The organism is Pseudomonas sp. FP2300, from assembly GCF_030687595.1.
Taxonomy (GTDB): Bacteria; Pseudomonadota; Gammaproteobacteria; order Pseudomonadales; family Pseudomonadaceae; genus Aquipseudomonas; species Aquipseudomonas bijieensis.
Genome location: NZ_CP117440.1, coordinates 1,459,219 through 1,485,615, shown reverse-complemented (window position 1 = coordinate 1,485,615; position 26,397 = coordinate 1,459,219). Strand labels below are relative to the sequence as shown.

Annotated in this window: 22 protein-coding genes; 8 read left to right on the top strand and 14 right to left on the bottom strand. The window is 62.1% G+C overall.

Going from position 1 to position 26,397, the window contains the following annotated elements:
- Positions 1 to 124: 124 nt before the first annotated feature.
- The 3 genes from PSH86_RS06505 to zwf are packed head-to-tail and all read right to left on the bottom strand — an operon-like array spanning position 125 to position 2,977.
- Complete coding sequence (locus tag PSH86_RS06505; RefSeq protein WP_109755751.1) at positions 125 to 790, bottom strand: bifunctional 4-hydroxy-2-oxoglutarate aldolase/2-dehydro-3-deoxy-phosphogluconate aldolase; 666 nt, start codon at positions 788 to 790, stop codon at positions 125 to 127.
- Between the two features lie 17 nt (positions 791 to 807).
- On the bottom strand, positions 808 to 1,521 hold the full coding sequence (gene pgl / locus PSH86_RS06500; RefSeq protein WP_163855071.1) for a 6-phosphogluconolactonase: 714 nt from the start codon (positions 1,519 to 1,521) through the stop codon (positions 808 to 810).
- Positions 1,508 to 2,977: a glucose-6-phosphate dehydrogenase gene (gene zwf / locus PSH86_RS06495; protein ID WP_305488718.1), complete on the bottom strand. Its 1,470-nt coding sequence runs from the start codon at positions 2,975 to 2,977 to the stop codon at positions 1,508 to 1,510. The genes pgl and zwf overlap by 14 nt, the downstream gene beginning before the upstream one ends.
- Before the next feature lie 196 nt (positions 2,978 to 3,173).
- Between zwf and PSH86_RS06490 the strand changes: the two genes are divergently transcribed.
- Complete coding sequence (locus PSH86_RS06490) at positions 3,174 to 4,034, top strand: MurR/RpiR family transcriptional regulator (RefSeq protein WP_170842276.1); 861 nt, start codon at positions 3,174 to 3,176, stop codon at positions 4,032 to 4,034.
- Between the two features lie 141 nt (positions 4,035 to 4,175).
- On the opposite strand, the gene PSH86_RS06485 is transcribed toward PSH86_RS06490, so the two are convergent.
- From PSH86_RS06485 to edd, 11 genes are all read right to left on the bottom strand, one after another.
- Positions 4,176 to 5,030, bottom strand: a complete 855-nt coding sequence (locus tag PSH86_RS06485) for a D-hexose-6-phosphate mutarotase (RefSeq protein ID WP_109755748.1) — start codon at positions 5,028 to 5,030, stop codon at positions 4,176 to 4,178.
- Positions 5,031 to 5,313: 283 nt separating this feature from the next.
- Positions 5,314 to 6,660: a carbohydrate porin gene (locus PSH86_RS06480; RefSeq protein ID WP_305488715.1), complete on the bottom strand. Its 1,347-nt coding sequence runs from the start codon at positions 6,658 to 6,660 to the stop codon at positions 5,314 to 5,316.
- Positions 6,661 to 6,790: 130 nt separating this feature from the next.
- A complete protein-coding gene (locus tag PSH86_RS06475) occupies positions 6,791 to 7,951 on the bottom strand; it encodes an ABC transporter ATP-binding protein (protein WP_109755746.1) in 1,161 nt (386 codons plus the stop codon).
- A gap of 2 nt (positions 7,952 to 7,953) precedes the next feature.
- The gene (locus PSH86_RS06470; RefSeq protein WP_003198539.1) at positions 7,954 to 8,799 is read right to left on the bottom strand and encodes a carbohydrate ABC transporter permease; all 846 of its coding nucleotides are present in this window, start codon (positions 8,797 to 8,799) and stop codon (positions 7,954 to 7,956) included.
- On the bottom strand, positions 8,792 to 9,700 hold the full coding sequence (locus tag PSH86_RS06465) for a carbohydrate ABC transporter permease (protein ID WP_060738869.1): 909 nt from the start codon (positions 9,698 to 9,700) through the stop codon (positions 8,792 to 8,794). The genes PSH86_RS06470 and PSH86_RS06465 overlap by 8 nt, the downstream gene beginning before the upstream one ends.
- A 90-nt stretch (positions 9,701 to 9,790) precedes the next feature.
- On the bottom strand, positions 9,791 to 11,092 hold the full coding sequence (locus tag PSH86_RS06460) for an ABC transporter substrate-binding protein (protein WP_109755745.1): 1,302 nt from the start codon (positions 11,090 to 11,092) through the stop codon (positions 9,791 to 9,793).
- Positions 11,093 to 11,208: 116 nt separating this feature from the next.
- Positions 11,209 to 12,468, bottom strand: coding sequence for an AGE family epimerase/isomerase (locus PSH86_RS06455; RefSeq protein ID WP_163855075.1), 1,260 nt, complete (start codon positions 12,466 to 12,468; stop codon positions 11,209 to 11,211).
- 247 nt (positions 12,469 to 12,715) lie between these two features.
- On the bottom strand, positions 12,716 to 14,185 hold the full coding sequence (locus PSH86_RS06450; protein WP_109755743.1) for an ATP-binding protein: 1,470 nt from the start codon (positions 14,183 to 14,185) through the stop codon (positions 12,716 to 12,718).
- Complete coding sequence (locus PSH86_RS06445; RefSeq protein ID WP_109755742.1) at positions 14,175 to 14,906, bottom strand: response regulator; 732 nt, start codon at positions 14,904 to 14,906, stop codon at positions 14,175 to 14,177. The genes PSH86_RS06450 and PSH86_RS06445 overlap by 11 nt, the downstream gene beginning before the upstream one ends.
- Positions 14,907 to 15,088: 182 nt before the next feature.
- Positions 15,089 to 16,048: a glucokinase gene (locus PSH86_RS06440; RefSeq protein WP_305488705.1), complete on the bottom strand. Its 960-nt coding sequence runs from the start codon at positions 16,046 to 16,048 to the stop codon at positions 15,089 to 15,091.
- Positions 16,045 to 17,871, bottom strand: a complete 1,827-nt coding sequence (edd, locus tag PSH86_RS06435; RefSeq protein WP_305488702.1) for a phosphogluconate dehydratase — start codon at positions 17,869 to 17,871, stop codon at positions 16,045 to 16,047. The genes PSH86_RS06440 and edd overlap by 4 nt, the downstream gene beginning before the upstream one ends.
- Positions 17,872 to 18,101: 230 nt before the next feature.
- On the opposite strand from edd, the gene gap reads away from it, so the two are divergent.
- The 7 genes from gap (at position 18,102) to PSH86_RS06400 (ending at position 26,305) form a co-directional block, all read left to right on the top strand.
- The gene (gap, locus tag PSH86_RS06430) at positions 18,102 to 19,103 is read left to right on the top strand and encodes a type I glyceraldehyde-3-phosphate dehydrogenase (RefSeq protein WP_109755739.1); all 1,002 of its coding nucleotides are present in this window, start codon (positions 18,102 to 18,104) and stop codon (positions 19,101 to 19,103) included.
- A gap of 203 nt (positions 19,104 to 19,306) precedes the next feature.
- Complete coding sequence (locus tag PSH86_RS06425) at positions 19,307 to 19,828, top strand: RNA polymerase sigma factor (RefSeq protein ID WP_109755738.1); 522 nt, start codon at positions 19,307 to 19,309, stop codon at positions 19,826 to 19,828.
- Between the two features lie 98 nt (positions 19,829 to 19,926).
- Positions 19,927 to 20,889, top strand: a complete 963-nt coding sequence (locus PSH86_RS06420; RefSeq protein ID WP_116831619.1) for a FecR domain-containing protein — start codon at positions 19,927 to 19,929, stop codon at positions 20,887 to 20,889.
- 119 nt (positions 20,890 to 21,008) lie between these two features.
- Complete coding sequence (locus tag PSH86_RS06415) at positions 21,009 to 23,603, top strand: TonB-dependent receptor (protein WP_305488695.1); 2,595 nt, start codon at positions 21,009 to 21,011, stop codon at positions 23,601 to 23,603.
- Positions 23,604 to 23,772: 169 nt separating this feature from the next.
- Complete coding sequence (locus tag PSH86_RS06410; protein ID WP_305488693.1) at positions 23,773 to 24,363, top strand: biliverdin-producing heme oxygenase; 591 nt, start codon at positions 23,773 to 23,775, stop codon at positions 24,361 to 24,363.
- Between the two features lie 135 nt (positions 24,364 to 24,498).
- The gene (locus PSH86_RS06405) at positions 24,499 to 24,924 is read left to right on the top strand and encodes a YbaN family protein (RefSeq protein WP_305488690.1); all 426 of its coding nucleotides are present in this window, start codon (positions 24,499 to 24,501) and stop codon (positions 24,922 to 24,924) included.
- 34 nt (positions 24,925 to 24,958) lie between these two features.
- A complete protein-coding gene (locus PSH86_RS06400) occupies positions 24,959 to 26,305 on the top strand; it encodes a CoA transferase (RefSeq protein WP_305488687.1) in 1,347 nt (448 codons plus the stop codon).
- Positions 26,306 to 26,397: the final 92 nt, after the last annotated feature.

The following is a 26,397-nucleotide window of genomic DNA, read 5'->3' as shown; positions in this document are numbered from 1 at the left end:
CGGGAGCAAGCTCCCTCGCCACAGGAAATCTGTGCCGGCACAAAAACCCGGGCAAAAAAAAACGGCGCGCCGACCAAGCGCACCGTAAAGCCGTAGAACACCCAACGAGGTTTCGGTAAAGCAATCAGTCCAGCAGCGCCAGGGCCTCGGCGGTGCATTCCTGGATGCGAGCCCAGTCGCCGTTCTTGATCCACTCCGGATCAAGCATCCAGCTTCCGCCCACACACATCACGTTCTTCAACGCCATGTAGCTCTTGATGTTGGCCGGGCTCACGCCGCCGGTCGGGCAGAACTTCACTTCGCCGAACGGGCCGCCCAAGGCCTTGATGGCCGCGACACCGCCGCTGACTTCGGCCGGGAACAGTTTGAAGCGACGATAGCCCAGGCCGTAGCCCTCCATGATGCCCGAAGCGTTGCTGATACCTGGCAGCAACGGGATCGAGCTATGGACGCTGGCCTCAAGCAAATCACGGGTGATGCCTGGGGTGACGATGAACTGCGAGCCCGCGACCTCGGCGGCCTCCAACATGTGACGGTCAAGCACCGTGCCCGCGCCGGTCACCAGTTCCGGACGCTGCTCGCGCAGCACCTGGATGGCCTTGAGGCCGTATTGGGAGCGCAGCGTCACTTCCAGCGCCGTCAGGCCACCGGCGGCCAGGGCATCGGCCAGTGGCAGGATGTCCTGTTCGCGGGCGATGGTGATCACCGGCAGGATCCGCGCCTTGGCGCAGAGGCTGTCGATCAGGGCAACTTTGTCCGCCATGGAAACGGTCGGGGATGGGTTTGTCATAGCGGCTGATCCTTGGTTCATGGGCACCAGTAAATCTCTAACGTAGGTTGCAAAAACGCGCGGATTGGCATTTCGGCGACATCGTCACCCGCCACCGCGGCGTTCAGAGTGGTCAATTTCGACTGACCGGAAATCGACAGCACTTTGTGTTGCGCCGAAGCCAGCAAGGCGCGGCTCATGGTCAAGCGCTGGTGCGGCACGGTCGGTGCCAGCATCGGCCAGCAACGGCGCGTGCCGTTGGCATCCAGGGCTTGCGCCAGGTTCGGGCTGTCAGGGAACAGCGAGGCGGTGTGCCCGTCATCGCCCATGCCTAGTACCAGTACATCGATAGGCGGCAGCTCGGCCAGCAAACGATCGGCCTGCTCGGCAGCCGCTTCCAGGTTGGCGCTGGCGCTGTAGAGGCTGAGGAACTGGGCCTTGGCCGCGGCGCCTTGCAGCAGGTAACGCTTGAGCAGGCCGGCGTTGCTGTCAGCGTGTTCAACCGGTACCCAGCGCTCGTCGGCCAGGCTGACCACCACTTTGGACCAGTCCAATGCCTGTTTGGCCAGGTGCTGGAAGAACGCCACCGGGCTGCGGCCACCGGACACCACCAGGGTCGCCGTACCGCGCGCGTCGATCGCGTTGCGCAACTGCTCGGCCACGTTCAGCGCCAGGCCTTCGGCCAGCAGCACCGGGTTCTTGAATTCATGGGCGCTGACGCCCTGGGGCAGTTTCACTTCAGATATCGCCATACCACGACCTCCCATCCCGCGTGATCAGTGCAATGGAGCTCATCGGCCCCCAGGACCCGGCCGCATAGGGCTTGGGCGCATCGCCGGATTTTTTCCACCCGGCGATCAACTGGTCACACCACGTCCACGCGGCTTCAATTTCGTCTTTACGGACAAACAGGTTCTGATTGCCGTTCATGACTTCCAGCAACAACCGCTCGTAGGCATCGGGAATCCGAGCGCTGCGATAAGTGTCGGAGAAGTTGAGTTGCAGCGGACCGCTGCGCAATTGCATGCCCTTGTCCAGGCCCTGCTCCTTGGTCATCACCCGCAAGGAAATCCCTTCGTCCGGTTGCAGGCGGATGATCAGCTTGTTGCTGATCTGCAAACGCTGCTCGGGGGCGAAGATGTAGTGGGACGGTTCCTTGAAGTGGATGACGATCTGCGACAGCTTCTGCGGCATGCGCTTGCCGGTACGCAGGTAAAACGGCACCCCGGCCCAACGCCAGTTGCGGATGTCGGCACGCAGCGCGACGAACGTCTCGGTGTCGCTCTGGGTGTTGGAGTTGGGTTCTTCGAGGTAGCCCGGCACCGCCTTGCCCTCGCTGTGACCCGCGATGTACTGGCCGCGCACCACCTGGGTGGTCAGGCCTTCCGGGCTGATCGGCGCCAAAGCCTTGAGCACCTTGACCTTCTCGTCACGGATGCTGTCGGCGGACAAATCGGCCGGTGGGTCCATGGCGATCAGGCAAAGCAGCTGCAGCAAGTGGTTCTGGATCATGTCCCGCAGTTGGCCGGCCTTGTCGAAATAGCCCCAGCGGCCTTCAATGCCGACCTTCTCGGCCACGGTGATTTCCACGTGGGAAATGTAATTCTGGTTCCACTGGGTTTCGAACAGGCTGTTGGCGAAGCGCAGCGCGATCAGGTTCTGGACCGTCTCTTTGCCCAGGTAATGGTCAATGCGATAGGTGCGGTTTTCCGGGAAGAACTGCGCCACGGCATCGTTGACCTTGCGCGAGGACTCCAGGTCCGAGCCGATGGGTTTTTCCAGCACGACCCGAGTGTTTTCGCTCAAACCGACCTTCGCCAGGTTCTCGCAGATCGCCCCATACACCGCCGCAGGGGTGGCGAAATAGGCAATGACCTGCTGGGTCGAACCGACCGCTTCGGCCAGGGCGACATAATCGTCGGCCTTGAGGAAATCCACGTGCAGGTAGGTCAATCGTGCCAGGAAGCGCTCGAGTACGGCTTCGTCCAGGTCTTTTTCACCCACGTAACGACGCAGCTCGGCAGCGATGAATGTCAGGTGCTGCTGCTCGCTACCGGGTTCACGGGCCAGCGCAATGATCCGCGTGTCCTCGTGCAACAATTGGGCGCCATCGAGCTGATACAGGGCAGGAAAAAGCTTGCGCAAGGCCAGATCGCCCAACGCGCCGAACAAGGCAAAGGTGCACAGTTCAACCGTAATCGAAGGCATGATGTTTGTTCTTTTATCAAGTTAAACTACAAATACCTTTTTTCAAGGTATCACTCAAGGAAAAATGTAGTAATAACCACAACATTTTTCGAAAATACCGATTCCGAGTGGTGGTCCGCCGGAGCCATCAGTAGGATAGGCCACCGCAAAGGGTCGTATCAAAGACCCGTCTTTCTAGGAATCTTGTATGGACCGCGTGCGAAATTTACTGGAACAGATCCAGAGTCGCCTTGAAGACCTGAACAAGGCTGAACGCAAGGTGGCCGAGATCATCCTGCTCAACCCGCAGCAGGCGACCCGCTTCAGCATCGCCGCCCTCGCCCAGGCCGCTTCGGTCAGCGAACCGACCGTCAACCGTTTCTGCCGCTCGTTCGGCGTCAGCGGCTACCCGGAGCTCAAGCTGCAACTGGCCCAAAGCCTGGCCAGCGGCGCCGCTTATGTCAGCCGTGCGGTGGAAGCCGACGACAACCCGGAAGCCTATACCCGGAAAATCTTTGGCAGTGCCATTGCCTCGTTGGACAGCGCCTGCCAGGCCCTTGATCCCAATTTGATCAGTCGTGCCGTGGACCTGCTGATCCAGGCCCGGCAGATCCACTTCTTCGGCCTCGGCGCCTCCGCCCCGGTGGCGCTGGATGCCCAGCACAAGTTTTTCCGCTTCAATCTGGCGGTGACCGCCCACGCCGACGTGCTGATGCAGCGCATGATCGCCTCGGTGGCCCATACCGGCGAACTGTTCGTGATCATTTCCTACACTGGCCGCACCCGTGAGCTGGTGGAAGTGGCGCGCATCGCTCGGGAAAACGGCGCTTCGGTGCTGGGCCTGACCGCCGAAGGCTCGCCCTTGGCCAAGGCCAGTACCCTGAGCCTGAACATTCCGTTGCCCGAGGACACCGACATCTATATGCCGATGACCTCACGGATCATCCAGCTCACCGTGCTGGACGTGCTCGCCACCGGTATGACCTTGCGCCGAGGCGTGGACTTCCAGCCACACCTGCGCAAGATCAAGGAAAGCCTGAATGCCAGCCGGTATCCGGTGGGGGATGAGTTCAACTGATCGGACCTGAGTGCTTTATTGCCTGACAGGCCGTCATCGCGAGCAGGCTCGCTCCCACAACTGGATCTTTGGCGTTCACAAAACCCCTGTGGGAGCGGGCTTGCTCGCGAAGGGGCCAGCCGCCACACCAGAGATCCTGAGCTAAGCCCCCACCCACGCCTGCAAACTCAGATGCGCCCGCTCCCCCGGCGCCAGGCACAGGCTGTCGGTGCCGCCACTGGCGGCTTCGACGCAGACGAATTCGCTGACCTCATCCCAACTCACCCCCAGCAACGGCCGCGCGCCGGGATGCCAGACCACGGTGTCGGCGCTGTCACCGGTGTCGATGCACAATTCGCGCTGCCAAGCGTGGTCCTTGAGCTGCAATTCGCCCTCATGCTGAAACACCCGCTGACAACCGCCCTCGACGCGCAACTCGCCTTCCTGCTGACAAGCCGCACGGTTCAACTGGTCGTAACCCTGTGCACCTTCGAGCCCAGACAGCGCTACCTCACCAACGTCACCAATACGCCAGTAGGCATGCAAAGCCTGGCTCAACTGGCACGGCAGGCTGTCCTGGTGCTCGGTGCTCAAGCGCAGTTCCATGCGTTCACCCAGGTCCGCATGCAGGTCAACCTGCCAGTCGCACAACTGCAATTGCCAATGCAGGTGCACACCCTCTTCGTCACTACGGCTGTCGAGCAGCTTCCAATCGATCAACCGCGCCCAACCGTGGGACGGCCAGGCGTTTTCGCTCGGATGGCGGCCATACCACGGCCAGCACACCGGCACCCCGCCGCGGATCGCCCCGACTTGCGGCCACTTGGCCGCGCACCACAACCAGGGCTTCTGGCCCTTGGGCTGAAAATGCAGCAACTGTGCGCCCTGACGACTGAACACCGCCTGGCACAACGGGTGATCGATCACCAACACGTCGCGCTGTCGATAGCGCTCCCAGGCGAACACCGGGCGCTCGCGCAAGGATCTGAAAAAGCGTTGTAGCGGATGCTCATGCATGGGCCGCAGTCCTGGAAATCATTGAGTTGCTCATCTGGTTGCAACGCGTTCTTTTTGTGGCGAGGGAGCTCGCTCCCGCTCGGCTGCGAAGCAGTCGTAACAAGGCAAATGCGGTCAGGCTAAGGCACCGCAGTGAATGGCTTTGGGGTCGCTTCGCAACCCAGCGGGAGCAAGCTCCCTCGCCACAGGTTCTGCGCTAGCCAAACGCACACCCCAAAAAAAAGCGGACAGCCTTGGCCATCCGCAAATATGCGCACATAGAGAGGAGCTTATCGCAACAGCGTTAGAACACCGACTGAATTTTCAGGCCGGCCACCAGCGCGTTGTCCACTTCATCCACACCGCCTGGATGAGTGATGTATTGCAGGTTAGGACGTACGGTCAGCCAGTTGGTGACATGGATGCCGTAATTGAGCTCGTAGTTGTACTCAGTGCTACGCAACGGCGCGAACAGTGGATCGTTGTAGTCAGACACACCATTGGCAGCGTTGGTCAGCTCAGCGTTTTTCTTCACGTCTTCGTTGACATGGATGCGGGCGAAGCCAATCCCGATGTCATCCTTGGGACGTGCGTCGAACGGCCCCTTGTACACGAACATCAGCGACTGGTAGTTGTCGACGACGTTGGTGTCCTTGTCGTGGAAGGTCGCATTGGCTGCGATGTTCAGGCCGCGGGAAGCGTCACCGTTGTGGGTCGTGAGTTGTTGCTGCGCCACGAACCAGTAGCCGTGCTTGCTGCTGTGACTGCGATAGGCGTTACCGGTGGTCGCCGCATCGTCGCCGTTGTCGTCCTCACGGACGTCATCAGCCTTGGCCGTGCTCTTGTAGTAGCCGACACGGTATTCGCCCGGCAGGTTGTTGACCTTCGGCGACCAGACCAACTCGACCGGAATGACGGTGCCCTTGGTACCACTGCCGCTGAGCTTGAAGCCGTTGCCGTGTTCCAGTTGCGAAGGGTTCTGGTTGTACGCACCGATCTGCGCATAGAACTCAGGCGTGATGTTGTATTTCACGCGGATCGCGGCCTGGCTAACCGGCCAGTTGTACCAGATACCGGTCGCCCAGTTACCCACTTGGGAGCCGCAGAAGGCCAGGTTCTGGAATTCGCAAGGGAAGGTGTTGAAGTCTTCGCCCTCGCCGAAGTAACCGGCCTTGACGTCCAGTTTGTTATCGAGGAACTGGTGCTTGATCCACAACTGGGTCAGACGGACCATGTGACCCCGGCCATAGACTTCCTGAGAGGAACTCAAGGTCCCGGCACGCGGATCGCCGACACGGTCGTTGGAGATGTTCTCGCCATTACGATTGGTCAGCTGGATCTTGGCCTGGGTGTTATCCCAACCCCACAGCTTTTCCAGGTCCAGCGCTACGCCCAGGCCAAACTGGTCGGAGTAACGCGCGGTCTTGTCGTTGTTGTAGCCGCCATGCAGGTTGGCGCCCATTTCGCCGACGTAGTCGGCCTTGATGTCGATACCCTGCTCGATCAGCTTGGTCCGTTCGCCACCCCAGTCACCCGTCATCCACTGCGAATCGGCGCTGAACGCGTCGGCTGCGTGTGCGCTACCGGCCAGCATCATCGCCGCAACGGCTGACAACTGGCAGATAAGCTGGGCGTTATTTTTCTTCTTCATCCCTACATCCTCGTCTTTATTGTTATTAACTGTTTTTATCTAACGCGGTTTACAACGATTGCGATGGGTGGTCCCCCACTCACCGCATACTCCTTTTCCTGTTGGAGCGGCTTGCTCCCACACAGGCCTCTCATCGGCCTTTGAACTGCGCGACGTTTGCGCTCCGGGCATCTGTTTGCGCCTGGCCGGCCACGCCCAGGCGCTCGCCGGACTGGGCATCGAACAGCAGCACTTTCGACGGATCGAATTGCAGCGTCAGGGTTTCTCCAACCTGCGGCGCCACGTCCGGCGCCAAACGGCAGCAGACCTTGGTGTCGTTGAGGTTGACGAACACCAGGGTGTCCGGCCCGGTGGGCTCGGTGACCTGGACTTCGGCGCGGATGGTCGGCAAGCCATTGGGCTCGCTGCCCGCCAGCATGATCTGCTCCGGGCGCATGCCCAGGATCACTTCGCGGTCTTCCAGGCCGGCGTCCTGCATGCCCATCGGCAGCTCGCAACGGGCCTGGCCGCTGTCGAGCAGCGCCAGCAGGCGACCGTCCTTGCGTTGCAGGCGCAACGGGATGAAGTTCATCGGAGGCGAACCGATGAAGCTCGCCACGAACAGGTTGGCCGGGTTGGTATAGATCTCTTTCGGCGTGCCGAACTGCTGGATGATCCCGTCCTTCATCACCGCCACTTTGTCGCCCAGGGTCATGGCTTCGATCTGGTCGTGGGTCACGTAGACCGTGGTGGTCTTCAGGCGTTGGTGCATCAGCTTCATTTCAGTACGCATCTCGACCCGCAGCTTGGCGTCGAGGTTGGACAGCGGTTCGTCGAACAGGTAGATCTTCGGCCGCCGCGCCAGCGCCCGGCCCATGGCCACACGTTGTTGCTGGCCGCCGGAAAGCTGGCCGGGCTTGCGGTTGAGCAGGTGTTCGATCTGGAGCAGCTTGGCCACGCGCGCGACTTCTTCGTCGATGGCAGCCTGGTTCATCTTGCGGATTTTCAGACCGAACTCGATGTTCTCGCGCACGCTCATGGTCGGGTACAGCGCGTAGGACTGGAACACCATGGCGATGTCACGATCCTTCGGGCTCATGCCGCTGACATCCTGGTCACCGATCATGATCGCGCCGCCGGTGATGGTCTCAAGGCCGGCGATGCAATTCATCAGCGTGGACTTGCCGCAGCCCGAAGGTCCGACGAGGATCAGGAACTCACCGTCCTTGATCGACAACTCGATGTTCTTCAGGGTGTCCGGCAGGCCGGCACCATAGGTCTTGTTTACGTTGCGAAGTTCAAGCGTTGCCATGATTACCCCTTGACTGCGCCGGCCGTCAGACCGCGCACGAAATACTTGCCTGCGACCACATAGACCAGCAGGGTCGGCAGCCCGGCGATCATCGCCGCCGCCATGTCCACGTTGTATTCCTTGGCCCCGGTACTGGTGTTGACCAAGTTGTTCAGCGCCACCGTGATGGGCTGCGAATCACCACTGGAGAACACCACGCCGAACAGGAAGTCGTTCCAGATCTGGGTGAACTGCCAGATCAGGCAGACCATGATGATCGGGGTGGACATCGGCAGGATGATCCGCCGGAAAATGGTGAAGAACCCCGCACCGTCCAGTCGCGCCGCCTTCACCAGCGCATCGGGAATGCTGACGTAGTAGTTGCGGAAGAACAGCGTGGTGAACGCCAGGCCGTAGACCACATGCACGAACACCAGGCCCGTGGTGGTACTGGCCAGGCCCATCTTGCCGAGGGTGAACGAGGCCGGCAGCAGGACGGTCTGGAACGGCAGGAAGCAACCGAACAGCAACAGGCCGAAGAACAACTGCGAACCGCGAAAACGCCACATCGACAACACGTAGCCGTTCAAGGCACCGATGGCGGTAGAGATCAGCACCGCCGGGACGGTGATCTTGATCGAGTTCCAGAAGTAGCCGTCCACCGTGGCCCAGGCCTTGACCCAGCCGATGCCGCTGACCACGGTCGGCCAGCTCAGCAGGTTGCCGGTGCTGATGTCTTCCGGCGTCTTGAAGCTGGTCAACAGCATGACCACCAACGGCACCAGGTAAAGCAGTACGGCGAGGATCAGCACCGCGTAGATCGCGATGCGGCTCAGGCTGATGGAAGGTTTGGCAGCGAGACTAGTCATGACGCTTGGTCCTCAGCTCGGAGTACAGGTAAGGCACGATGATTGCGAGAATCGCACCGAGCATCAGGATTGCACTGGCCGAGCCCATGCCCATCTGGCCGCGACTGAAGGTGAAGGAATACATGAACATGGCTGGCAGGTCGGAGGAGTAACCCGGGCCGCCGGCCGTCATCGCCGCCACCAGGTCGAAGCTCTTGATCGCGATGTGCGCCAGGATCATCACCGCACTGAAGAACACCGGACGCAGGCTCGGCAGCACCACTTTCCAGTAGATGCGCGGCATGCTCGCGCCATCGATCTGCGCGGCCCGGATGATCGATTGATCGACACCCCGCAGGCCGGCCAGGAACATCGCCATGATGAAGCCCGAGGCCTGCCACACTGCCGCGATCACCAGGCAGTACACCACGCGATCCGGGTCGATCAGCCAATCGAGGCGGAAGCCTTCCCAGCCCCAGTCCCGCAATAATTTGTCCAGGCCCATGCCCGGGTTGAGCAACCATTTCCAGGCCGTACCGGTAACGATCATCGAAAGCGCCATCGGGTACAGGTAGATGGTGCGGATGAAACCTTCGCGACGAATGCGCTGGTCAAGAAACACCGCCAGCAGCACGCCGATCACCAGGGTGATACCGATGAACATGCCGCCAAAGAGCACCAGGTTCTTGCTCGCCACCCACCAGCGATCGTTGTCCATCAGCCGCGCATACTGCGCCAGGCCTGCCCACTTGTAGTTCGGCAAGAAGGTCGAGGTGGTGAACGACAGGACGAACGTCCACAAGATATAGCCATAGAAGCCCACCAGAACGATGAACATGCTCGGCGCCAGCACCAGTTTTGGGAGCCAGCGCTGCAATGCATCGAACGGCGAGGCCTTGCTGAACACAGCAACAGAACTCATGGGAAGATCCAGTACAAGAGAAAAAGACTACAAAACATTCCCTTTGTGGGAGCGAGCTTGCTCACTCCCACAAAGGGACCGCGGCGCTAATTACTTGGCAGCCTGCACCGCTGCGCCCAGTTTCTTGGCGGCATCGGCAGGGTCGGCTTTCGGGTCGTTGATGTAGTTGGTCACCACGTCAAAGAACGCACCTTGTACCGCCAGCGTGGTCGCCATGTTGTGCGCCATGCTCGGCTGCAGGCCGCCGGACTTGGCGTCCGCCAGGAAGTCCTTGGCAGCGGTCTGGGCGCAGGAATCGAACCCATACTTGGCCATGTCGCCGAGCATGTCGTTGCGCACCGGGATCGAGCCCTTGTTGATGCTGAAGACTTTCTGGAAGTTCTCACCCAGCACGACCTTGGCGATATCCTGCTGACCAGCCGCAGTGCCTTTGTCTTTCTGCTTGAACACCGCCAGGGAGTCGATGTTGTAGGTGAACGCCTTGTCGGTCCCCGGGAACGCTACGCACTCGTAGTCCTTGCCGGCGACTTTCTTCGCGGCGGTCCACTCGCTCTTGGCCCAGTCACCCATGATCTGCATGCCGGCCTTGCCGTTGATGACCTTGGCCGCTTCCAGGTTCCAGTCCTGGCCCTTGCCGTCGGCGTCCATGTAGGTCGCGACTTTCTTCAACTCGGTCAAAGCCTTGACCATTTCCGGACCGGTCAGCGCCTTGTTGTCCAGATCGACCAGGGCCTTCTTGTAACCATCGGCGCCCATGACCGAGAGCACCACGGCTTCGAACACGGTGCTGTCCTGCCAAGGTTGACCACCGTGGGCAAGCGCAATGAAGCCCGCGGCCTTGAGCTTGTCACCGGCGGCGTAGAACTCTTCGAGGGTGGTCGGGTTCTTGGTGATACCGGCTTTCTTGAAGACTTCCGGGTTGATCCACAGCCAGTTGACGCGGTGGATGTTCACCGGCACGGCGACGTAGTCACCGTCGTACTTCACGGTATCGGAGACTTTCTTGTCGAGCAGGCTGTCCCACTTCTCTTCTTTGGCGACGTCTTTCAGGATGTCGGTGTCGAGCAGCCCGGTGGACGCCCACTCCTGGATGTCCGGGCCCTTGATCTGGGCGACACCCGGTGGGTTGCCAGCCACGGCGCGGCTCTTGAGCACGGTCATGGCAGTGGAACCACCACCGCCGGCGACAGCGCCGTCCTTCCAGGTAAAGCCGTCTTTCTCTACCTGAGCCTTGAGCACATCGACCGCGGCTTTTTCGCCACCCGACGTCCACCAGTGGACGACTTCCACGGAACCTTTGGATTCGGCGGCAAGGGTGCTGACAGGGAATGCTGCGACGGGAAGCAGGGAAGCAAGAGAAATGACAGTAGCGAGGCGAGAAATCGCATTCATCTAGAAGTACCTTTCTTGTTGTTATGCATGCAAGTCTGGTGCTTGCGCTGCATGGATTCTAAACAGGGGAAATCCCTTCGCAGGTAACGAAGGGACGCGTAAATGTCACGACATGGTTACACAGGCGCGGGACTGGAAAGTTTCGCCAGGGCCGTGGCCATGCTCGGTGCCAGGGGCAAGCGCGGAATCAGCACCGCCTGCCAGGCGTGATACAGGTCCGGCTTGCCTGGCCAGATGTCGGCGCTGGGGCGGTTTTGCGGGTCGAGTTCGTGATGCCAACTGCCATTGCAGCGGTCGATGAAGTGTTTGTCACAGAACTCCCAGAAGCGCCGATACCAGGCTTCGTATTTTGCCTCGTCGGTACGCTTGAGCAAGGCGCTGGCGGCCGCCGCCGCTTCAGCGTGAACCCAATGCAGGCGATGGCGAACCACGGCGCGGTTGTCCCAGTCCAGGGTGTAGACGATGCCTGGCGCACCATCGACGTCCCAGCCATGGCGGCAGTTCTGGTCGAAGAGTTTCTGCGCGTCCTGGGCCAGCCAACCCGGGGTCAGCATGCCGATCTGCACCCGGGCAGCTTCAAGGTGCAACAGCAGCCGCGCCCATTCGAAACCGTGGCCGGGGGTGGTGCCGTAGGGGCGGAAACCGTCGGCGGGATTGTCCTGGTTGTACTCGCGCAAAGGCTGCCAATGGCGATCGAAATGCTCCACCACCAGGTAATCGTTGGCGGCGGCATGGCCGTGGATGACCCGTTCGACGATGTGCAGGGCGCGGGCCAGCCAGCGAGGATCATCGGTGGCATCGGCCAGGGCCAGGAAGGCTTCGGTGGCGTGCATGTTGCTGTTGGCACCGCGATAGGGCTCTTCGACGCTCCAGTCGCGACTGAAGGACTCGCGCAGGGCGCCCTCTTCTTCACTCCAGAAATGTGTGTCGATGATCCGCACCGCTTCGTCCAGCAACGCTGGCGCGCCGGGACGCTGGGCCACCACCGCGGAACTGGCGGCCAGGGCGACGAAGGCATGCAGGTAGGCAGCCTTGTCGGCGCCGTCTTCATCGGGTCGCGTCGTGGCAAACCAGCCACCGTGCTCGGCGTCGCGCAACGGGCCGCTGAGGGCCTGAATACCGTGATCCACCAGCTCGGCGAAGCCCGGCAGGCCCTGAATGTGGGCCATGGCGAAGCTGTGGGTCATGCGCGCGGTGTTCATGGTTTCGGCCCGGGCGTCGGCCGGCAGATGGCCGTGCTCGTCCAGGTTGCCAAAGCCGTCCGGCAGCTTCGAGGCCTTGGCGAACGCCAGCAGCCGCAAGCCTTCGTCGGCGAGCCAGCGCTGGTGGGCAGGCGCGTTCAGCCAACTGCTGAAGGCCGGTTGGAAGGTGTCCATCGGGAGGTACCTTTTTTGTTGTTTTGACGCAGGGAGTCTAAACAAGGGATGACGGGCGGCAGGTAACGAAAGGGACGAGTTATGTCACCGACTTGTGACATTTCCCTGGAGAGATGTATTGAGGTTCATGGCGCCATCGCGAGCAGGCTCGTTCCTACATTGAGCGCCATGGTGTACACAATTTTTGTGTCCACCACTGAACCCTGTGGGAGCGAGCCTGCTCGCGATGAACGATAACGCAGTCCAATCAATCCACACTGCGCGGCAACTGCAACGTCACCCGCAACCCACCCTCGCGCAGGTTCTGCAAGCTCACTTCACCACCATGGCTGTGGGCGATGTTGCGAGCGATGCCCAGGCCCAGGCCATAGCCCTGCTGTTGCCCGGCGAGGCGAAAGTGCGGCTCGAAGACTTGCTCCAGGCGCTGTTCCGGTACGCCCGGACCTTCGTCGTCGACGTGCAGGATGAACGCGGTTTCATCGTCATCGATATGCAGGTGGGCGTTCTGCCCGTATTTCAACGCGTTGTCGATCAGGTTGCCTATGCAACGTTTGAGGGCCAGCGGCTTGCCGGGATACGGTGCCAGCGCCCGGCCATCCTGGGTAACCCGGCCGTTGCCGTTGGGCGCCAGGTAAGGTTCGACCAGGCAATCGAGCACATGGTTGAGATCCACCGGCTCGATGTTCTCGTGAATGTCGGTGTCCTTGACGCATTGCAGCGCGCCTTTGACCAACAATTCCAGTTCGTCCAGGTCGCGGCCGAACTTGGCTTGCAGGTTTTCGTCCTCCAGCAGTTCGACCCGCAAGCGCAGCCGCGTGATCGGCGTGCGCAAGTCGTGGGAAATCGCGCTGAACAACTGGCTGCGTTCAGTGAGGTAACGGCTGATGCGTTCGCGCATGGCATTGAACGCCCGCCCCACCTCCACCACTTCGCTGCCGCCGCCCTCGGCCACCGGCTCCACTTCGGCGCCCAGGGACATGTCCCGCGCCGCCCGCGCCAAACGCTTGAGGGGCCGGCTCTGCCAATGCACCAGCAAACCAATGAACAGCAGCAACAAGCTACTGGTGAGCACGATGAAACCGACCTGTTGCTTGGGCAAGTCTTGTTCTTCAAGGCTGGTGTAGGGCTCGGGCAGCAACGAAGCGATGTACAGCCATTCGCCTGGCGCCATCTGGATCTGCGTGACCAGCACCGGGGGGTTCACGGGCTCCAGGGTCAGGGCATAGTGAGCCCACGAGCGGGGCAATTCATCGAGCTTGAGCCCGGCGTTGAAAATCCGCAGGTCGTCGGGGCTGACAAAATTCACCGAGATATCGGCGTTACTGCCCAATGAGCGCCGCAGCACATCGTCCACTGCCTTGAGCACCGCCAGCTTGCGCGGCGTGACCGGCAGCACGTCCATGCCCAGGGGCTTATCGTTGAGCGTCACGACAAACCGCGTACCGCCCATGCTGCGCAGCTGGTCCAGCACCAACGGCCGGTACGCCACGGGTAGCGAACGCAAGTAACTGACGCTGGCAGTCATCGAATGGGCCAGGCTGCGGGCGCTGGTGACCAGGCCTTCGAGCTGGGTAGCGCGCAGTTGCGAGACCCAGATCAGGCTGGACAGGGTCTGGGCGAACAGCACCACCAGCAAGGTCAGCAGTAGCATCCGTCCCAGCAATGAGCGCGGTAACGGCACCCGCCGAGCGACTTTCTTGACCCAATCAATGACCATTGCTGGCAACCACACTGGCCGCCAGTTGATAGCCGCTGCCACGCACCGTGCGAATCAGCCGCGGCGGCTTTTCGGTGTCACGCAGGCGCTGGCGCAGGCGACTGACCGCCATGTCGACGATCCGATCCAGAGGCATCAGGTCACGCCCACGGGTCGCATTGCCGATGGTGTCGCGATCGAGGATTTCCTGGGGATGGTCGAGAAACAACTTGAGCAGGGCGAAGTCGGCACCGGAGAGAATCACCTCTTCACCGTCAGTGTGGAACAGCCGATGGCTGACCATGTCCAGCCGCCATTCATCGAAGGCCAGCACTTCGCTGCCGGAGCGCTCCTGGCCGAACTGCGCCCGGCGCAGCAGAGCCTTGATGCGTGCCTGTAATTCACGCGGGCTGAAAGGCTTGCCCAAGTAATCATCGGCGCCCAATTCAAGACCGATGACCCGATCGGCCTCGTCGGAACTGGCGGTGAGCATGATGATCGGCACATGGGCCTGGCGTGGGTGCTGGCGAACCCAGCGACAAAGGCTGAAGCCGTCTTCATCGGGCAGCATCACATCGAGGATTACCAGGTCGCTCGGCGCCTCGTTCAGCGCCTGGCGAAACCCGGCGCCGTCGGGCGTGGTACGCACGTGGAAACCCGCACGACTGAGGTAAGTGTCCAGCAGTTCGCGAATCTCCTGGTCGTCGTCGACCAACAAAATCGATTTGTTCACTGAACTCACGGGGCCTCGTCCTTGTTGTTTGGATTGCGGCGATTATGCCTGATGGATGAGGACTACAAACATCGCTAAACCATTGTGGGAGCGGGCTTGCTCGCGAAGGCAGTGTGTCAGACAACGAAAATATTGAATGACACACCGCCTTCGCGAGCAAGCCCGCTCCCACAGGAGACCACATTTCAACTTTAAACGGGGGTCGATTGCTCCAACGCCACGCCCGCTCCCATCAGGCCGGAGTACGGCGCAGTCACCAGCCAGACCGGAATGCCCTTGAAGTAGTCGCTCATGCAACCCTTGTCGGCGAAGCAGCGGGCGAAGCCGCTTTCGAGGAAGAAATCGGCGAACCGCGGGACCACGCCACCGACGATGTAGACGCCGCCGCGCCCGCCCAGCGTCAATACGTTGTTGCCGGCCACGCGCCCCAGCCAGCGGCAGAACTGCTCGAGCACTTCCAGGGCAATGGGATCGCCAGCCAGGCCAGCTGCGGTGATGGACTCGGGAGTGTCGAGCACCGGCACATGGCCGTCCACCGCGCAAATGGCCCGGTACACCCGTGGCAAACCGCTGCCGCTCAGGGCAGTTTCGGCGCTGACGTGGCCGATCTCGTCGTAGATGTGCTGCCACAGCTGGGTTTCCCGCGGGCTGCTCATGGGCAGGTCGACATGGCCACCCTCCCCCGGCAACGCCGCGAAACGGCCTTCCCCCAGATCCAACAGCGTACCGACGCCCAGCCCGGTGCCCGGCCCGATCACCACCGCCGGACGCATCGGCTCCGGGGTACCTTCGCAGACGACCCGGTATTCATCGGGACGCAAACGGGTCATGCCCAGGGCCATGGCCGAGAAGTCGTTGACCAGCAACAGCTTCTCCACCTGCAGGGTCTTGCAGAACGCCAGGTTGCTCAGGCGCCAGTGATTGTTGGTGAACCGAAACTCATCGCCGCTCACGGGACCGGCCACCGACAGGCACACCGAACCGATGGCGCCCGGTTTCAAGCCCAAGCCGCTCAGGTAAACCTGGATGGCATCTTCAGGGCAGGCGTAATCCGCCGTCGCCAGCACCTGGATGTTTTCCAGGTTGTGGTTCTTCCACAACGCGAAACGTGCGTTGGTCCCACCGATATCACCGACCAAAGCCAGTTTCAATTAAGCGTCTCCAGGGCAGAAGTGAAGGCGCTGGCGCCCTGCTCCGCCGAGCTGAAGGCCATGCGCATGAAACCGAACAGCTCACGACCGGTGCCGATGTTGTTGCCCAACAGGCCCTTGGCCGGCGTGCGCGCGGCGAATTCCTCGGCGTCCACCTTCAATTCCAAGGTGCCTTTGACGCCATCGACGCGGATGATATCGCCCTCCTGCACCCGGGCCAACGCACCGCCGACATAAGCTTCGGGGCTGACGTGAATGGCCGCCGGGATTTTCCCCGACGCGCCGGACATGCGCCCATCGGTCACCAGCGCCACTTTGAAGCCACGGTCCTGCAACACACCGAGGAATGGCGTCATCTTGTGCAGCTCCGGCATGCCGTTGGAGCGCGGGCCCTGGAAGCGCATCACCGCGACGAAATCCTTCTCCAGCAAACCGGCCTTGAATGCATCGGCCAGGTCCTGCTGATCCTGGAACACCATCGCCGGCGCCTCGACAATCTGGTTTTCCAGGGCCACGGCCGAGACCTTCATCACCCCACGCCCCAGGTTGCCTTCCATCACCCGCAGGCCACCTTCAGGCGAGAACGCGCGGGCCACCGGGCGCAGGATGTTTTCGTCGAGGCTTTCTATCGGGCCGTCGCGCCACACCAGCTCGCCATCCTCCAGGAACGGTTCCTGGGTATAGCGACTCAAGCCATGACCGAGCACGGTGTTGACGTTTTCGTGGAGCAAACCGGCTTCCAGCAGTTCACGGATCAGGAACGACATACCGCCCGCAGCCTGGAAGTGGTTGATGTCGGCCTTGCCGTTCGGGTAGACGTGGCTCAGGGTCGGCACCACCTCGGAAAGGTCGGCCATGTCCTGCCAGGTCAACTGGATGCCTGCCGCCATGGCGATGGCCGGCATGTGCAGGGTGTGGTTGGTGGAGCCGCCGGTGGCGTGCAGCGCAACGATGGAGTTGACCAGCGAGCGCTCGTCGACGATTTCGCCGATGGGCATGAAGTTGCCGCTTTGCTTGGTCAGGCGCGTGACCTGGAACGCCGCTTCGCGGGTCAGGGCATCGCGCAACGGCGTGTTCGGGTTGACGAACGAGGCGCCAGGCAAGTGCAGGCCCATCACTTCCATCAGCAACTGGTTGGTGTTGGCGGTGCCGTAGAAGGTGCAGGTGCCAGGGCTGTGGTAGGACTTCATCTCCGATTCCAGCAGCTCTTCGCGGGTGGCCTTGCCTTCGGCATAGCGCTGGCGCACGTCGGCTTTTTCCTTGTTGGAAATGCCCGAGACCATCGGCCCGCCCGGCACGAAGATGGTCGGCAAGTGACCGAAGCGCAGCGCGCCCATCATCAGGCCCGGCACGATCTTGTCGCAGATGCCAAGCATCAGCGCGCCATCAAACATGTTGTGGGACAGCGCCACCGCCGTGGAGAGCGCGATCACTTCGCGGCTCGGCAGGCTCAGTTCCATCCCCGCCTCGCCCTGGGTCACGCCGTCGCACATCGCTGGCGTACCGCCGGCAAACTGGCCGACCGAGCCGATTTCGCGCAGGGCTTTCTTGATTTGTTCCGGGAAGGTTTCGTAGGGCTGGTGGGCCGAGAGCATGTCGTTATAGGACGACACGATGGCGATGTTGGCGGCGTTCATCATCCGCAGGTGGTGTTTGTCTTCGGTGCCGCAACCGGCCACACCGTGAGCGAAGTTGGCGCACTGCAGCTTGCCGCGCATCGGGCCGTCGCTGGCTGCACCGTGGATCAATGCAAGGTAAGCCTGACGCGTGGCGCGGCTGCGGGCGATAAGCCGTTCGGTGACCTCAAGAACGCGGGGATGCATGTGTAGAACTCCAGGCTAACGGGTGTGGCGACCTGATTGTCTATGCTGGTCAAAAGCCCGCCGCACGCTGTGTAAAGGCGAGGCGGCAGACTGTTTATTGACCGTTCGGACCAGTTGATTCAGGTCACTCGTTGTAGATAAAACAAAATATTGCCACTAAAAAGGCTTGTTTTCTATTTTTATGCGAATAATCTTGTAATTCCAACAACAAATCGACGGCGGCGCAGTTAATGACTCTTCGAATCGCAATCAATGGTTTTGGCCGCATCGGCCGCAACGTCCTCCGAGCACTGTATACCCAAGGCTATCGTCGCGACTTGCAGATCGTCGCCATCAACGATCTGGGCGACAGTGCGATCAATGCCCATCTGCTCAAGTTCGACACCGTCCACGGCACCTTCGATGCCGAGGTACAGCATGATCACGAAAGCCTGACGGTCAATGGCGACCGCATCTCGGTCAGCGCCATCCGCAACCCGGCCGAACTGCCTTGGGCCGCTGAAAAAATCGACGTTGTGTTCGAATGCACCGGCCTGTTCACCGATCGTTCCAAAGCGGCGGCCCATATCAGCGCCGGCGCGCGCAAGGTGATCATCTCGGCCCCGGCCAAGGGCGCCGATGCCACCGTGGTGTATGGCGTGAACCACGACATCCTGCGCCAGTCCCACCAGATCATCTCCAACGCTTCGTGCACCACCAACTGCCTGGCCCCGGTGGCCCAGGTGCTGCACCGCGAACTGGGCATCGAAAGCGGCCTGATGACCACCATTCATGCCTACACCAACGACCAGAACCTGACCGACGTCTACCACAGCGACCCGTACCGCGCCCGTTCGGCCACCCAGAACATGATCCCGAGCAAGACCGGCGCCGCCGAAGCGGTGGGCCTGGTGCTGCCGGAACTGGCGGGCAAGTTGACCGGCATGGCGGTACGTGTACCGGTGATCAACGTGTCCCTGGTCGACCTCACCGTGCAGCTCAAGCGCGAAGCATCGGCCGAAGACGTCAACGAACTGCTGCGCCACGCCAGCCAGCATTCCAAGATCCTCGGCTACAACACCCTGCCGCTGGTCTCCAGTGACTTCAACCACAACCCGCTGTCGTCGATCTTCGACGCCAACCACACCAAGGTCAGCGGCAAGCTGCTCAAGGTACTGGCCTGGTATGACAACGAATGGGGCTTCTCCAACCGCATGCTCGATAACTGCCTGGCGTTGTGTAACGCCGAGTAATCCTCGCAGAGCCGGCCGCGCCTTGTAGTGTGGGAGCGAGCCTGCTCGCGATAGCGGTCTATCAGTCAACACTGTGCTGGCTGATACGACGCTATCGCGAGCAGGCTCGCTCCCACATTTGCTTCGGCGCCAATGAATGAACGCTTGACCCGCTCCGTAGATGATAAGCATTATCATCTACTCAAACCGGATCGGGCCCTACCGTGAGTCAATCGCGCTTTCATCACGTCTTCCTCGCCCAGCGCACGCCGCTGCTGCGCACCCTTGAGCGCATGGTCAGCAACCCCAGCACCGCCGAAGACCTGCTTCAGGAAACCTACCTGCGCGTGACCCGCGCACTGGGCGAACGCACGGTCGAACACCTCGAACCCTTTGTTTTCCAGACCGCCCGCAACCTGGCGCGGGACCATCTGCGTGCCCGGCGTATCCAGTCACGGACCTTGCTCGATGACGTGCCGCTGGAAGTCGTCCACAACGTCGTCGCCCCCCAGAGCAGTGCCGAGGACGCCGCCCACGCCCAGCAACTGCTCGAGCGCCTGAATGTCAGCCTGCAAGCCCTGAGCTCGCGACAGCAGCAGATCTTCATCCTCAGCCGCCTGCATGGCCACAGTTATCAGGAAATCGCCGAACGGCTGGGCGTGTCCCTGAGTACCGTGCAAAAGGAACTGAAACTGATCATGGCGATCTGTGTGGGTGTGGCGGAACGCAGCCACGGTGAGCAGTGACCTGCCTCACGCTTCAGGCCATGAACTGCCTACAGACTTGCCACTTGCTGCGTCCAACTTGTAGCTTGGGCCCGTGCCGCTAATACCGAGATCCCACTGTGACGGACAATCACCGCTCTGCTGAGCCGACTGCGACGCAGGAAACCGCCCATGCCATGGAACAGGCGCTGGACTGGCTGATCCTGCTGGACAACCCCAGCGAGGAACAGACGCGGCAGTTCCACGCCTGGCTGGCGGCCGATCCACGCCATGGCGAGGCGTTCGCCCGGGCCCAGGCGATCTGGAACGGCCCGCAGGTGATGGAAAGTGCCCGTCGACTCGACGCCACGCCCAGGGTCACCGCGCTGTCGCGCCTGCGTGCCCACTGGAAGCCCCTGGCCACCGCCGCCGTGCTGCTTCTCGGCCTGTTCAATTTCAGCGACCTGCCCCTGCGCTTGCAGGCCGACCACCTGACCGTGGTCGGTGAGCGCCAGCGCCTGCAATTGGAGGACGGCTCCCAGGTCCTGCTCAACACCGACTCGGCCTTCTCCAGCACGTTCAATGAACAACGGCACGTGGCGCGCCTGTACAAGGGCGAGGCGTTTTTCGAAGTGCCGGGCAACCGCAACTTGCCGCTGCAAATCGATGCCGGCCCCGTCACGGCCAGCGTCAGCGACACCACCTTCGCCGTGCGTTACCTCGACGGCGTGGCCCAGGTCCAGGTTCAGCGCGGCGATGTGGACCTGCGGGCCAACCGCAACGACACCCATGTACGGCTGTCCGCTGGCGAAAGCATCCGCATAGGTCCCAACGGCTTCGACCGCCCGGCCCGGCTCGATGCCAACACGGACCTGGCCTGGGTCCAGGGTCGGCTGGTGTTCGAGAACCGGCCACTGAGCCAGGTACTGGCCGAGCTGCGCCGTTACTACCCCGGCTGGATCATCAACAGCAACGAACAGTTGGCCAACGTTGCCGTGACCGGCAATTACCGCCTCGACCAGCCGTTGGACGTGGTCCGCTCGCTGGCCCATATCACCTCGGCGCGGCTCCAGGAGTTCCCGGCGCTGGTGATCCTGAACTGAATGAGAATTATTTTTACTCGATAGGCTTCGCTGGTTCGTCTCGTTATAGCCAATGCAATTGATTCGCATCCACGGATGTGAGTCTGCACCTATAACAGATGCGACACGGAGCGCTATCGATGTCCTCTCGCCTTACTTGCCGGTTTCTTGCCCCCTCTTGCACGTTGTCACTGCTCACCGCCGCCATCCTGATGGCCGGCACCGCACCGCTCGCCCTGGCCGCCGCCACGGTGCAACCCCCCGCACGCAACACGGGCGACTACACCTTTGCCATTGCCCGGCAGCCATTGGTCTCGGCCCTGAATGCATTCACCGCTGTCACAGGCTGGCAAGTCGGCATGCCGGCGGAACTGGCCGAAGGCGTCGCCTCGCCAGGGGTGAGCGGCTCGCTGCCACCAGACAAAGCCCTGGAGCGCCTGTTGGTGGGGACCAACCTGAGCTACCGCAAGCTGGGCGACAACAGCATCATCCTGCAAAAGCGCAGTACCGGCAGCACGCTGGAGTTGCAACAGGTAACCATCAGCGCCACCCGCCAGGAACAGGACATCACCAGCGTACCGAGCACGGTCACTGTCCACGACCGCCAGGAACTGGACCGCAACAACGTCAACACCCTCAAGGACCTGGTGCGCTATGAACCGGGCGTATCGGTGGGCGGCGCGGGCCAGCGCGGCGGCATCAGCGGCTACAACATCCGCGGCATCGACGGCAACCGGATCCTGACCCAGGTCGACGGCGTGGAAGTACCCGATGGTTTTTTCAACGGTCCCTATGCCAAGACCCAGCGCAACTACGTCGACCCGGAAATCGTCAAGCGTGTGGAAATCCTGCGCGGCCCGGCCTCGGTGCTGTACGGCAGCAATGCCATTGGCGGTGCCGTCAGCTACTTCACCCTCGATCCGGATGACATCATCAAACCAGGCCAGGACGTTGGCGCTCGCCTGAAGACCGGCTACAGCTCCGCCGACGAGAGCTGGCTCAAGTCCGCCACCGTCGCCGGTCGCAGCGGGCCGTTCGACGGCCTGTTGCACTACAGCCAACGCGACGGTCACGAAACCGAATCCTACGGCAGCCACAACGGCACCGGCCTGGACCGTACCGCCGCCAACCCGGAAGACGTGCGCGCCAACAACGTGCTGGCCAAGCTCGGCTGGAACTACAACGACGACGCGCGCCTGGGCCTGGTCTACGAGAAATACAAGGACGACCGCGACACCGATCTGAAAAGCGCCTATGGCGGCCCCTACTCCAACGGCCGCCCCACAATCCCCACCTCCATGCTGCCCGGCGGCATGTACCAGTGGCGCACCGGCAACGACACCATCAGCCGCGAGCGTTTCGGCCTGGAGCACAGCTTCGCCCTCGACAGCCTGCTGGCCGACCACGTCAAGTGGAGCCTGAACTACCAGATCGCCAAGACCGACCAGAGCACCGCCGAGTTCTACTTCCCCATCACCCGCCAGGTGCTGCGCACCCGGGACACCCTCTACGAAGAAAAACAGTGGGTCTTCGACGCGCAACTGGACAAGGCCTTCAACGTCGCCGACACCGATCACGCCCTGACCTACGGCACCACGATCAAGCAACAGAAAGTCACCGGTTCGCGCAGTGGCAATGGCGTGTGCCTGGCGGTAGGCGTGGGTTGTTCAGCAGTGGGCGCCATCAGCACCCGGGACGTGCTGGCAAAAGCCAGTGATTTCCCGGATCCGACCATCGACACCTACAGCCTGTTCGCCCAGGACCAGATCAGTTGGGACCGCTGGACCTTCACACCCGGCCTGCGCTACGACTACACCCGCCTCAAACCCCACCTGACCGAGGAGTTCCTCAACACCGTGGACCCAACCAGTGGCGGTGAAGTCAGCGACAAGAACAAGACCTGGCACCGCGTCTCGCCCAAGTTCGGCATGACCTATGCCCTGACCGACCAGTACACCTGGTACGGACAGTACGCCGAGGGTTTCCGCACCCCGACCGCCAAGGCCTTGTACGGGCGTTTCGACAACCCCGGCGCTGGCTACAGCGTGGAGCCCAACCCCGACCTGGAGCCGGAAAAAAGCAAAAGCTACGAGACAGGCCTGCGCGGCCGTTTCGACGCCGGCTCGTTCGACGTGGCGGTGTTCTACAACAAGTACCGCGACTTCATCAACGAGGACGCCATCACCCCCGGCGCCAACCAGTTGACCTTCCAGAGCAACAACATCAAGCACGCCACCATCAAGGGCGTCGAAGCCAGGGGACGCCTGGAACTGGACGTGCTGGGCGCGCCAAAGGGCCTGTACACCCAAGGCTCGGTGGCTTACGCCTACGGACGCAACGCCGACACCGGCGAACCGCTCAACAGCGTCAACCCGCTGACCGGCGTGTTCGGCCTGGGTTACGACCAGGACCACTACGGCACCTTGCTCAGCTGGACCCTGGTCAAGAAAAAGGACCGCGTCGACGACAGCAACTTCAACTCGCCCGATGGCGTGAGCAGCCAGTTCAAGACCCCGGGTTTCGGCATTCTCGACCTGAGCGGCTTCTACAAGGTGACCGACGACATCACCGTCAGCGGCGGTCTCTACAACCTCACCGACAAGAAGTACTGGCTGTGGGATGACGTGCGCGGCTACGACAGCGTCGGCGAAGCGGCGGTGCTGAACCCCGCCAACCTCGATCGCCTGACGGCGCCCGGGCGTAACTTCGCGGTGAACCTGATCTGGGATATCTGACTCGGTTGCCCAGGCCAAACAAATCCCCGTAGTGAGGAGGGTCATGTGGGAGCAAGGCTTGCCCGCGATGAAGGCCATGCGGTCTTTTCAGAGATCGAGGCGCCTGTTCGCGAGCAAGCTTTGCTCCCACAGCCCCTCGCCACACCGTTCTAATTCGAAGGAGTTTTCCATGACCACACAACATCCCACTTCACGCTCCCAACGCCTGAACCAGATCACCCACGAGCCCCACAGCAAGCTCGACGCACTGGTCAAGGCCCACGCCCCCTTCGAAACCCCGGCCAGCTTCGCCCGCTTCGTCGTGGCCCAGTACCTGTTCCAATCGGAACTGATGGCGCTGTACAACGATGCCGAACTGTCCACCCTGATCCCCGACCTGCCGGCCCGTTGCCGGGCAGAAGCGGCCAAGGCGGATCTGGCAGACCTGGACACCGAAGTCCCCACGCCAGTGACCGGAGCGGTGAAAAACCCGACCCCGGCCGAAGCCCTGGGCTGGCTGTTCGTCTCCGAAGGCTCCAAGCTCGGCGCCGCATTCTTGATCAAGCGTGCCGTGGGCCTGGGGCTGAGCGAAACCTTCGGCGCCCGGCACCTGGCGGAACCCGCTGGCGGGCGCGCCGAAGGCTGGAAAACCTTCACCCGCACCCTCGATGGCCTGGCCTTCACCGAGCAGCAGGAAGCCGAGGCGGACCAAGGCGCGCTGGATGCCTTCAACCGCTTTACGGTGTTGCTAGAGCATGCCTATGCGGTCGAGTTGGCCTGAAAATTCACCGCTGTCCCTTGTGGGAGCGAGCCTGCTCGCGATTGCAGTGTGTCAGCTCCAATGATGGCGCCTGACACACCGCTATCGCGAGCAGGCTCGCTCCCACGAGGACATGCGTATGCGTGAAAGATACTGATGAACCGTCCCACGAAACTCACCCAACTGCTCTTCGCCCTGCTCGCCTACACCAGCCTGGCCATCGGCCTGGTCGCCATCGTCGTGCCCGGCCTGCCGACGACCGAGTTCATCCTGTTGGCCGCCTGGGCCGCAACCCGCAGTTCGCCGCGCCTGAGCGCCTGGCTGGAGAACCATCGGTTGTTCGGGCCGATGCTGCACAACTGGCGCAACGGAAAAATCATCCCGCGCCGGGCCAAGCTCGGTGCCACCGCCAGCATGCTGTTCTGCGCCGGATTGATGCTGGTGATGCTTGACCACGGCTGGCCGGTTTATCTGGCACTCCTGGGCATGGGCCTGGGCAACCTGTGGATCTGGTCGCGACCGGAACAGGTACAGGGCACTTGTTCCCGCTGGGCCGCAAAGCAGCCCCCAACGGGATTTTGAACTATGATCGCCCTCTCGTACCGGAGGGCTTTCGATGTCAGTTCTGCTCACGTCCATGCAAGCCGCGCTTGGTTTGCCCACGACCCCGATCACCTTCACCGGCGACGGTGCCCTGCCCTCGGCGTTCGCCGTCACGGAGCTGGCTTGCGCCAGCATCGCCGCGGCCGGCCAGGCCGCCGCCGAGCTCATCCACCAGCAAACCGGCCGCCTGCCGCCTGTGGAGGTCGATCGGCGCCTGGCGTCGTTCTGGTTCTCCACCTCCCTGCGCCCCGTCGGCTGGAGCGTGCCGCCGATGTGGGACCCGGTGGCCGGCGACTATGCCAGCGCCGACGGCTGGATTCGCCTGCACACCAACGCGCCGCATCATCGCCTGGCCGCGGAAAAAGTCCTCGGCACCTGCACCGACCGCGCCGACATGGCGGCCAGGGTGGCCCGCTGGAACAAGGCCGAGCTGGAGCAGGCGGTGGTCGACGCGGGCGGTTGCGCCGCCGAGATGCGTTCATGGCAGGCATGGCAAACCCACCCTCAAGGCCTGGCAGTCAATGCCGAGCCGCTGGTGCACCTGAGTGAAACGCCTGGAGAGCAGCGCAAGCCCTGGCTCGGTTCCGTGACCCAGCCACTGGCGGGCCTCAAGGTACTGGACCTGACCCGCGTACTGGCCGGCCCCGTCGCCAGTCGCTTCCTCGCGGGCCTGGGGGCCGACGTGCTGCGCATCGACCCACCGACCTGGAACGAACCCGGCGTAGTGCCGGAAGTCACCCTGGGCAAACGCTGCGCTCGCCTGGATTTGCACCAAGCTGAAGATCGCGTGGCATTCGAGGCTCTGCTCAAGGACACCGACATTCTCCTGCATGGCTACCGTGCCGACGCCCTGGAACGCCTGGGCTATGGCGCCGAGCAGCGCCGGCAGATAGCCTCGGGCCTGATCGACGTCAGCCTCAACGCCTACGGCTGGAGCGGCCCGTGGCAGAACCGGCGCGGCTTCGACAGTCTGGTGCAGATGAGCAGCGGCATTGCCGACGCCGGCATGGGCTGGACACACACCGACAAACCGACACCGCTGCCGGTGCAAGCGCTGGATCACGGCACCGGCTATCTGCTGGCGGCCAGCGTCCTAGTGTTGTTGTCCCGGCGCCTGGCAAGCGGTCACGGCGGCTCGGCACGCTTGTCACTCGCGCGTACGGCGAAGCTGTTGATCGAGCATGGCGCAGGGGACACAACCCCATTGCGCGCCGAGGCCGCCGATGATCAGGGACTGCTGGTCGAGCAGACACCCTGGGGACCGGCCCATCGCCTGCAGGTGCCCTTGAAAATTACCGGGACACCGCTGCAATGGACCTTGCCGGCGGCTGAACTGGGTGCACATCGCGCGCAGTGGTGATAGCCGCCAATGCGAGCAAGACATTGTGGCGAGGGGATTTATCCCCTCGCCACAACGGCCGCCTCTAACCCGCCGCAAAGGTGACCTTCGCC

Bases quoted from the DNA above. Each gene is read 5' to 3' on its own strand.
- PSH86_RS06505 (WP_109755751.1), bottom strand. From the start codon at position 790: ATGACAAACCCATCCCCGACCGTTTCCATGGCGGACAAAGTTGCCCTG.
- pgl (WP_163855071.1), bottom strand. From the start codon at position 1,521: ATGGCGATATCTGAAGTGAAACTGCCCCAGGGCGTCAGCGCCCATGAA.
- zwf (WP_305488718.1), bottom strand. From the start codon at position 2,977: ATGCCTTCGATTACGGTTGAACTGTGCACCTTTGCCTTGTTCGGCGCG.
- PSH86_RS06485 (WP_109755748.1), bottom strand. From the start codon at position 5,030: ATGCATGAGCATCCGCTACAACGCTTTTTCAGATCCTTGCGCGAGCGC.
- PSH86_RS06480 (WP_305488715.1), bottom strand. From the start codon at position 6,660: ATGAAGAAGAAAAATAACGCCCAGCTTATCTGCCAGTTGTCAGCCGTT.
- PSH86_RS06475 (WP_109755746.1), bottom strand. From the start codon at position 7,951: ATGGCAACGCTTGAACTTCGCAACGTAAACAAGACCTATGGTGCCGGC.
- PSH86_RS06470 (WP_003198539.1), bottom strand. From the start codon at position 8,799: ATGACTAGTCTCGCTGCCAAACCTTCCATCAGCCTGAGCCGCATCGCG.
- PSH86_RS06465 (WP_060738869.1), bottom strand. From the start codon at position 9,700: ATGAGTTCTGTTGCTGTGTTCAGCAAGGCCTCGCCGTTCGATGCATTG.
- PSH86_RS06460 (WP_109755745.1), bottom strand. From the start codon at position 11,092: ATGAATGCGATTTCTCGCCTCGCTACTGTCATTTCTCTTGCTTCCCTG.
- PSH86_RS06455 (WP_163855075.1), bottom strand. From the start codon at position 12,468: ATGGACACCTTCCAACCGGCCTTCAGCAGTTGGCTGAACGCGCCTGCC.
- PSH86_RS06450 (WP_109755743.1), bottom strand. From the start codon at position 14,185: ATGGTCATTGATTGGGTCAAGAAAGTCGCTCGGCGGGTGCCGTTACCG.
- edd (WP_305488702.1), bottom strand. From the start codon at position 17,871: ATGCATCCCCGCGTTCTTGAGGTCACCGAACGGCTTATCGCCCGCAGC.
- gap (WP_109755739.1), top strand. From the start codon at position 18,102: ATGACTCTTCGAATCGCAATCAATGGTTTTGGCCGCATCGGCCGCAAC.
- PSH86_RS06415 (WP_305488695.1), top strand. From the start codon at position 21,009: ATGTCCTCTCGCCTTACTTGCCGGTTTCTTGCCCCCTCTTGCACGTTG.
- PSH86_RS06410 (WP_305488693.1), top strand. From the start codon at position 23,773: ATGACCACACAACATCCCACTTCACGCTCCCAACGCCTGAACCAGATC.
- PSH86_RS06405 (WP_305488690.1), top strand. From the start codon at position 24,499: ATGAACCGTCCCACGAAACTCACCCAACTGCTCTTCGCCCTGCTCGCC.
- PSH86_RS06400 (WP_305488687.1), top strand. From the start codon at position 24,959: ATGTCAGTTCTGCTCACGTCCATGCAAGCCGCGCTTGGTTTGCCCACG.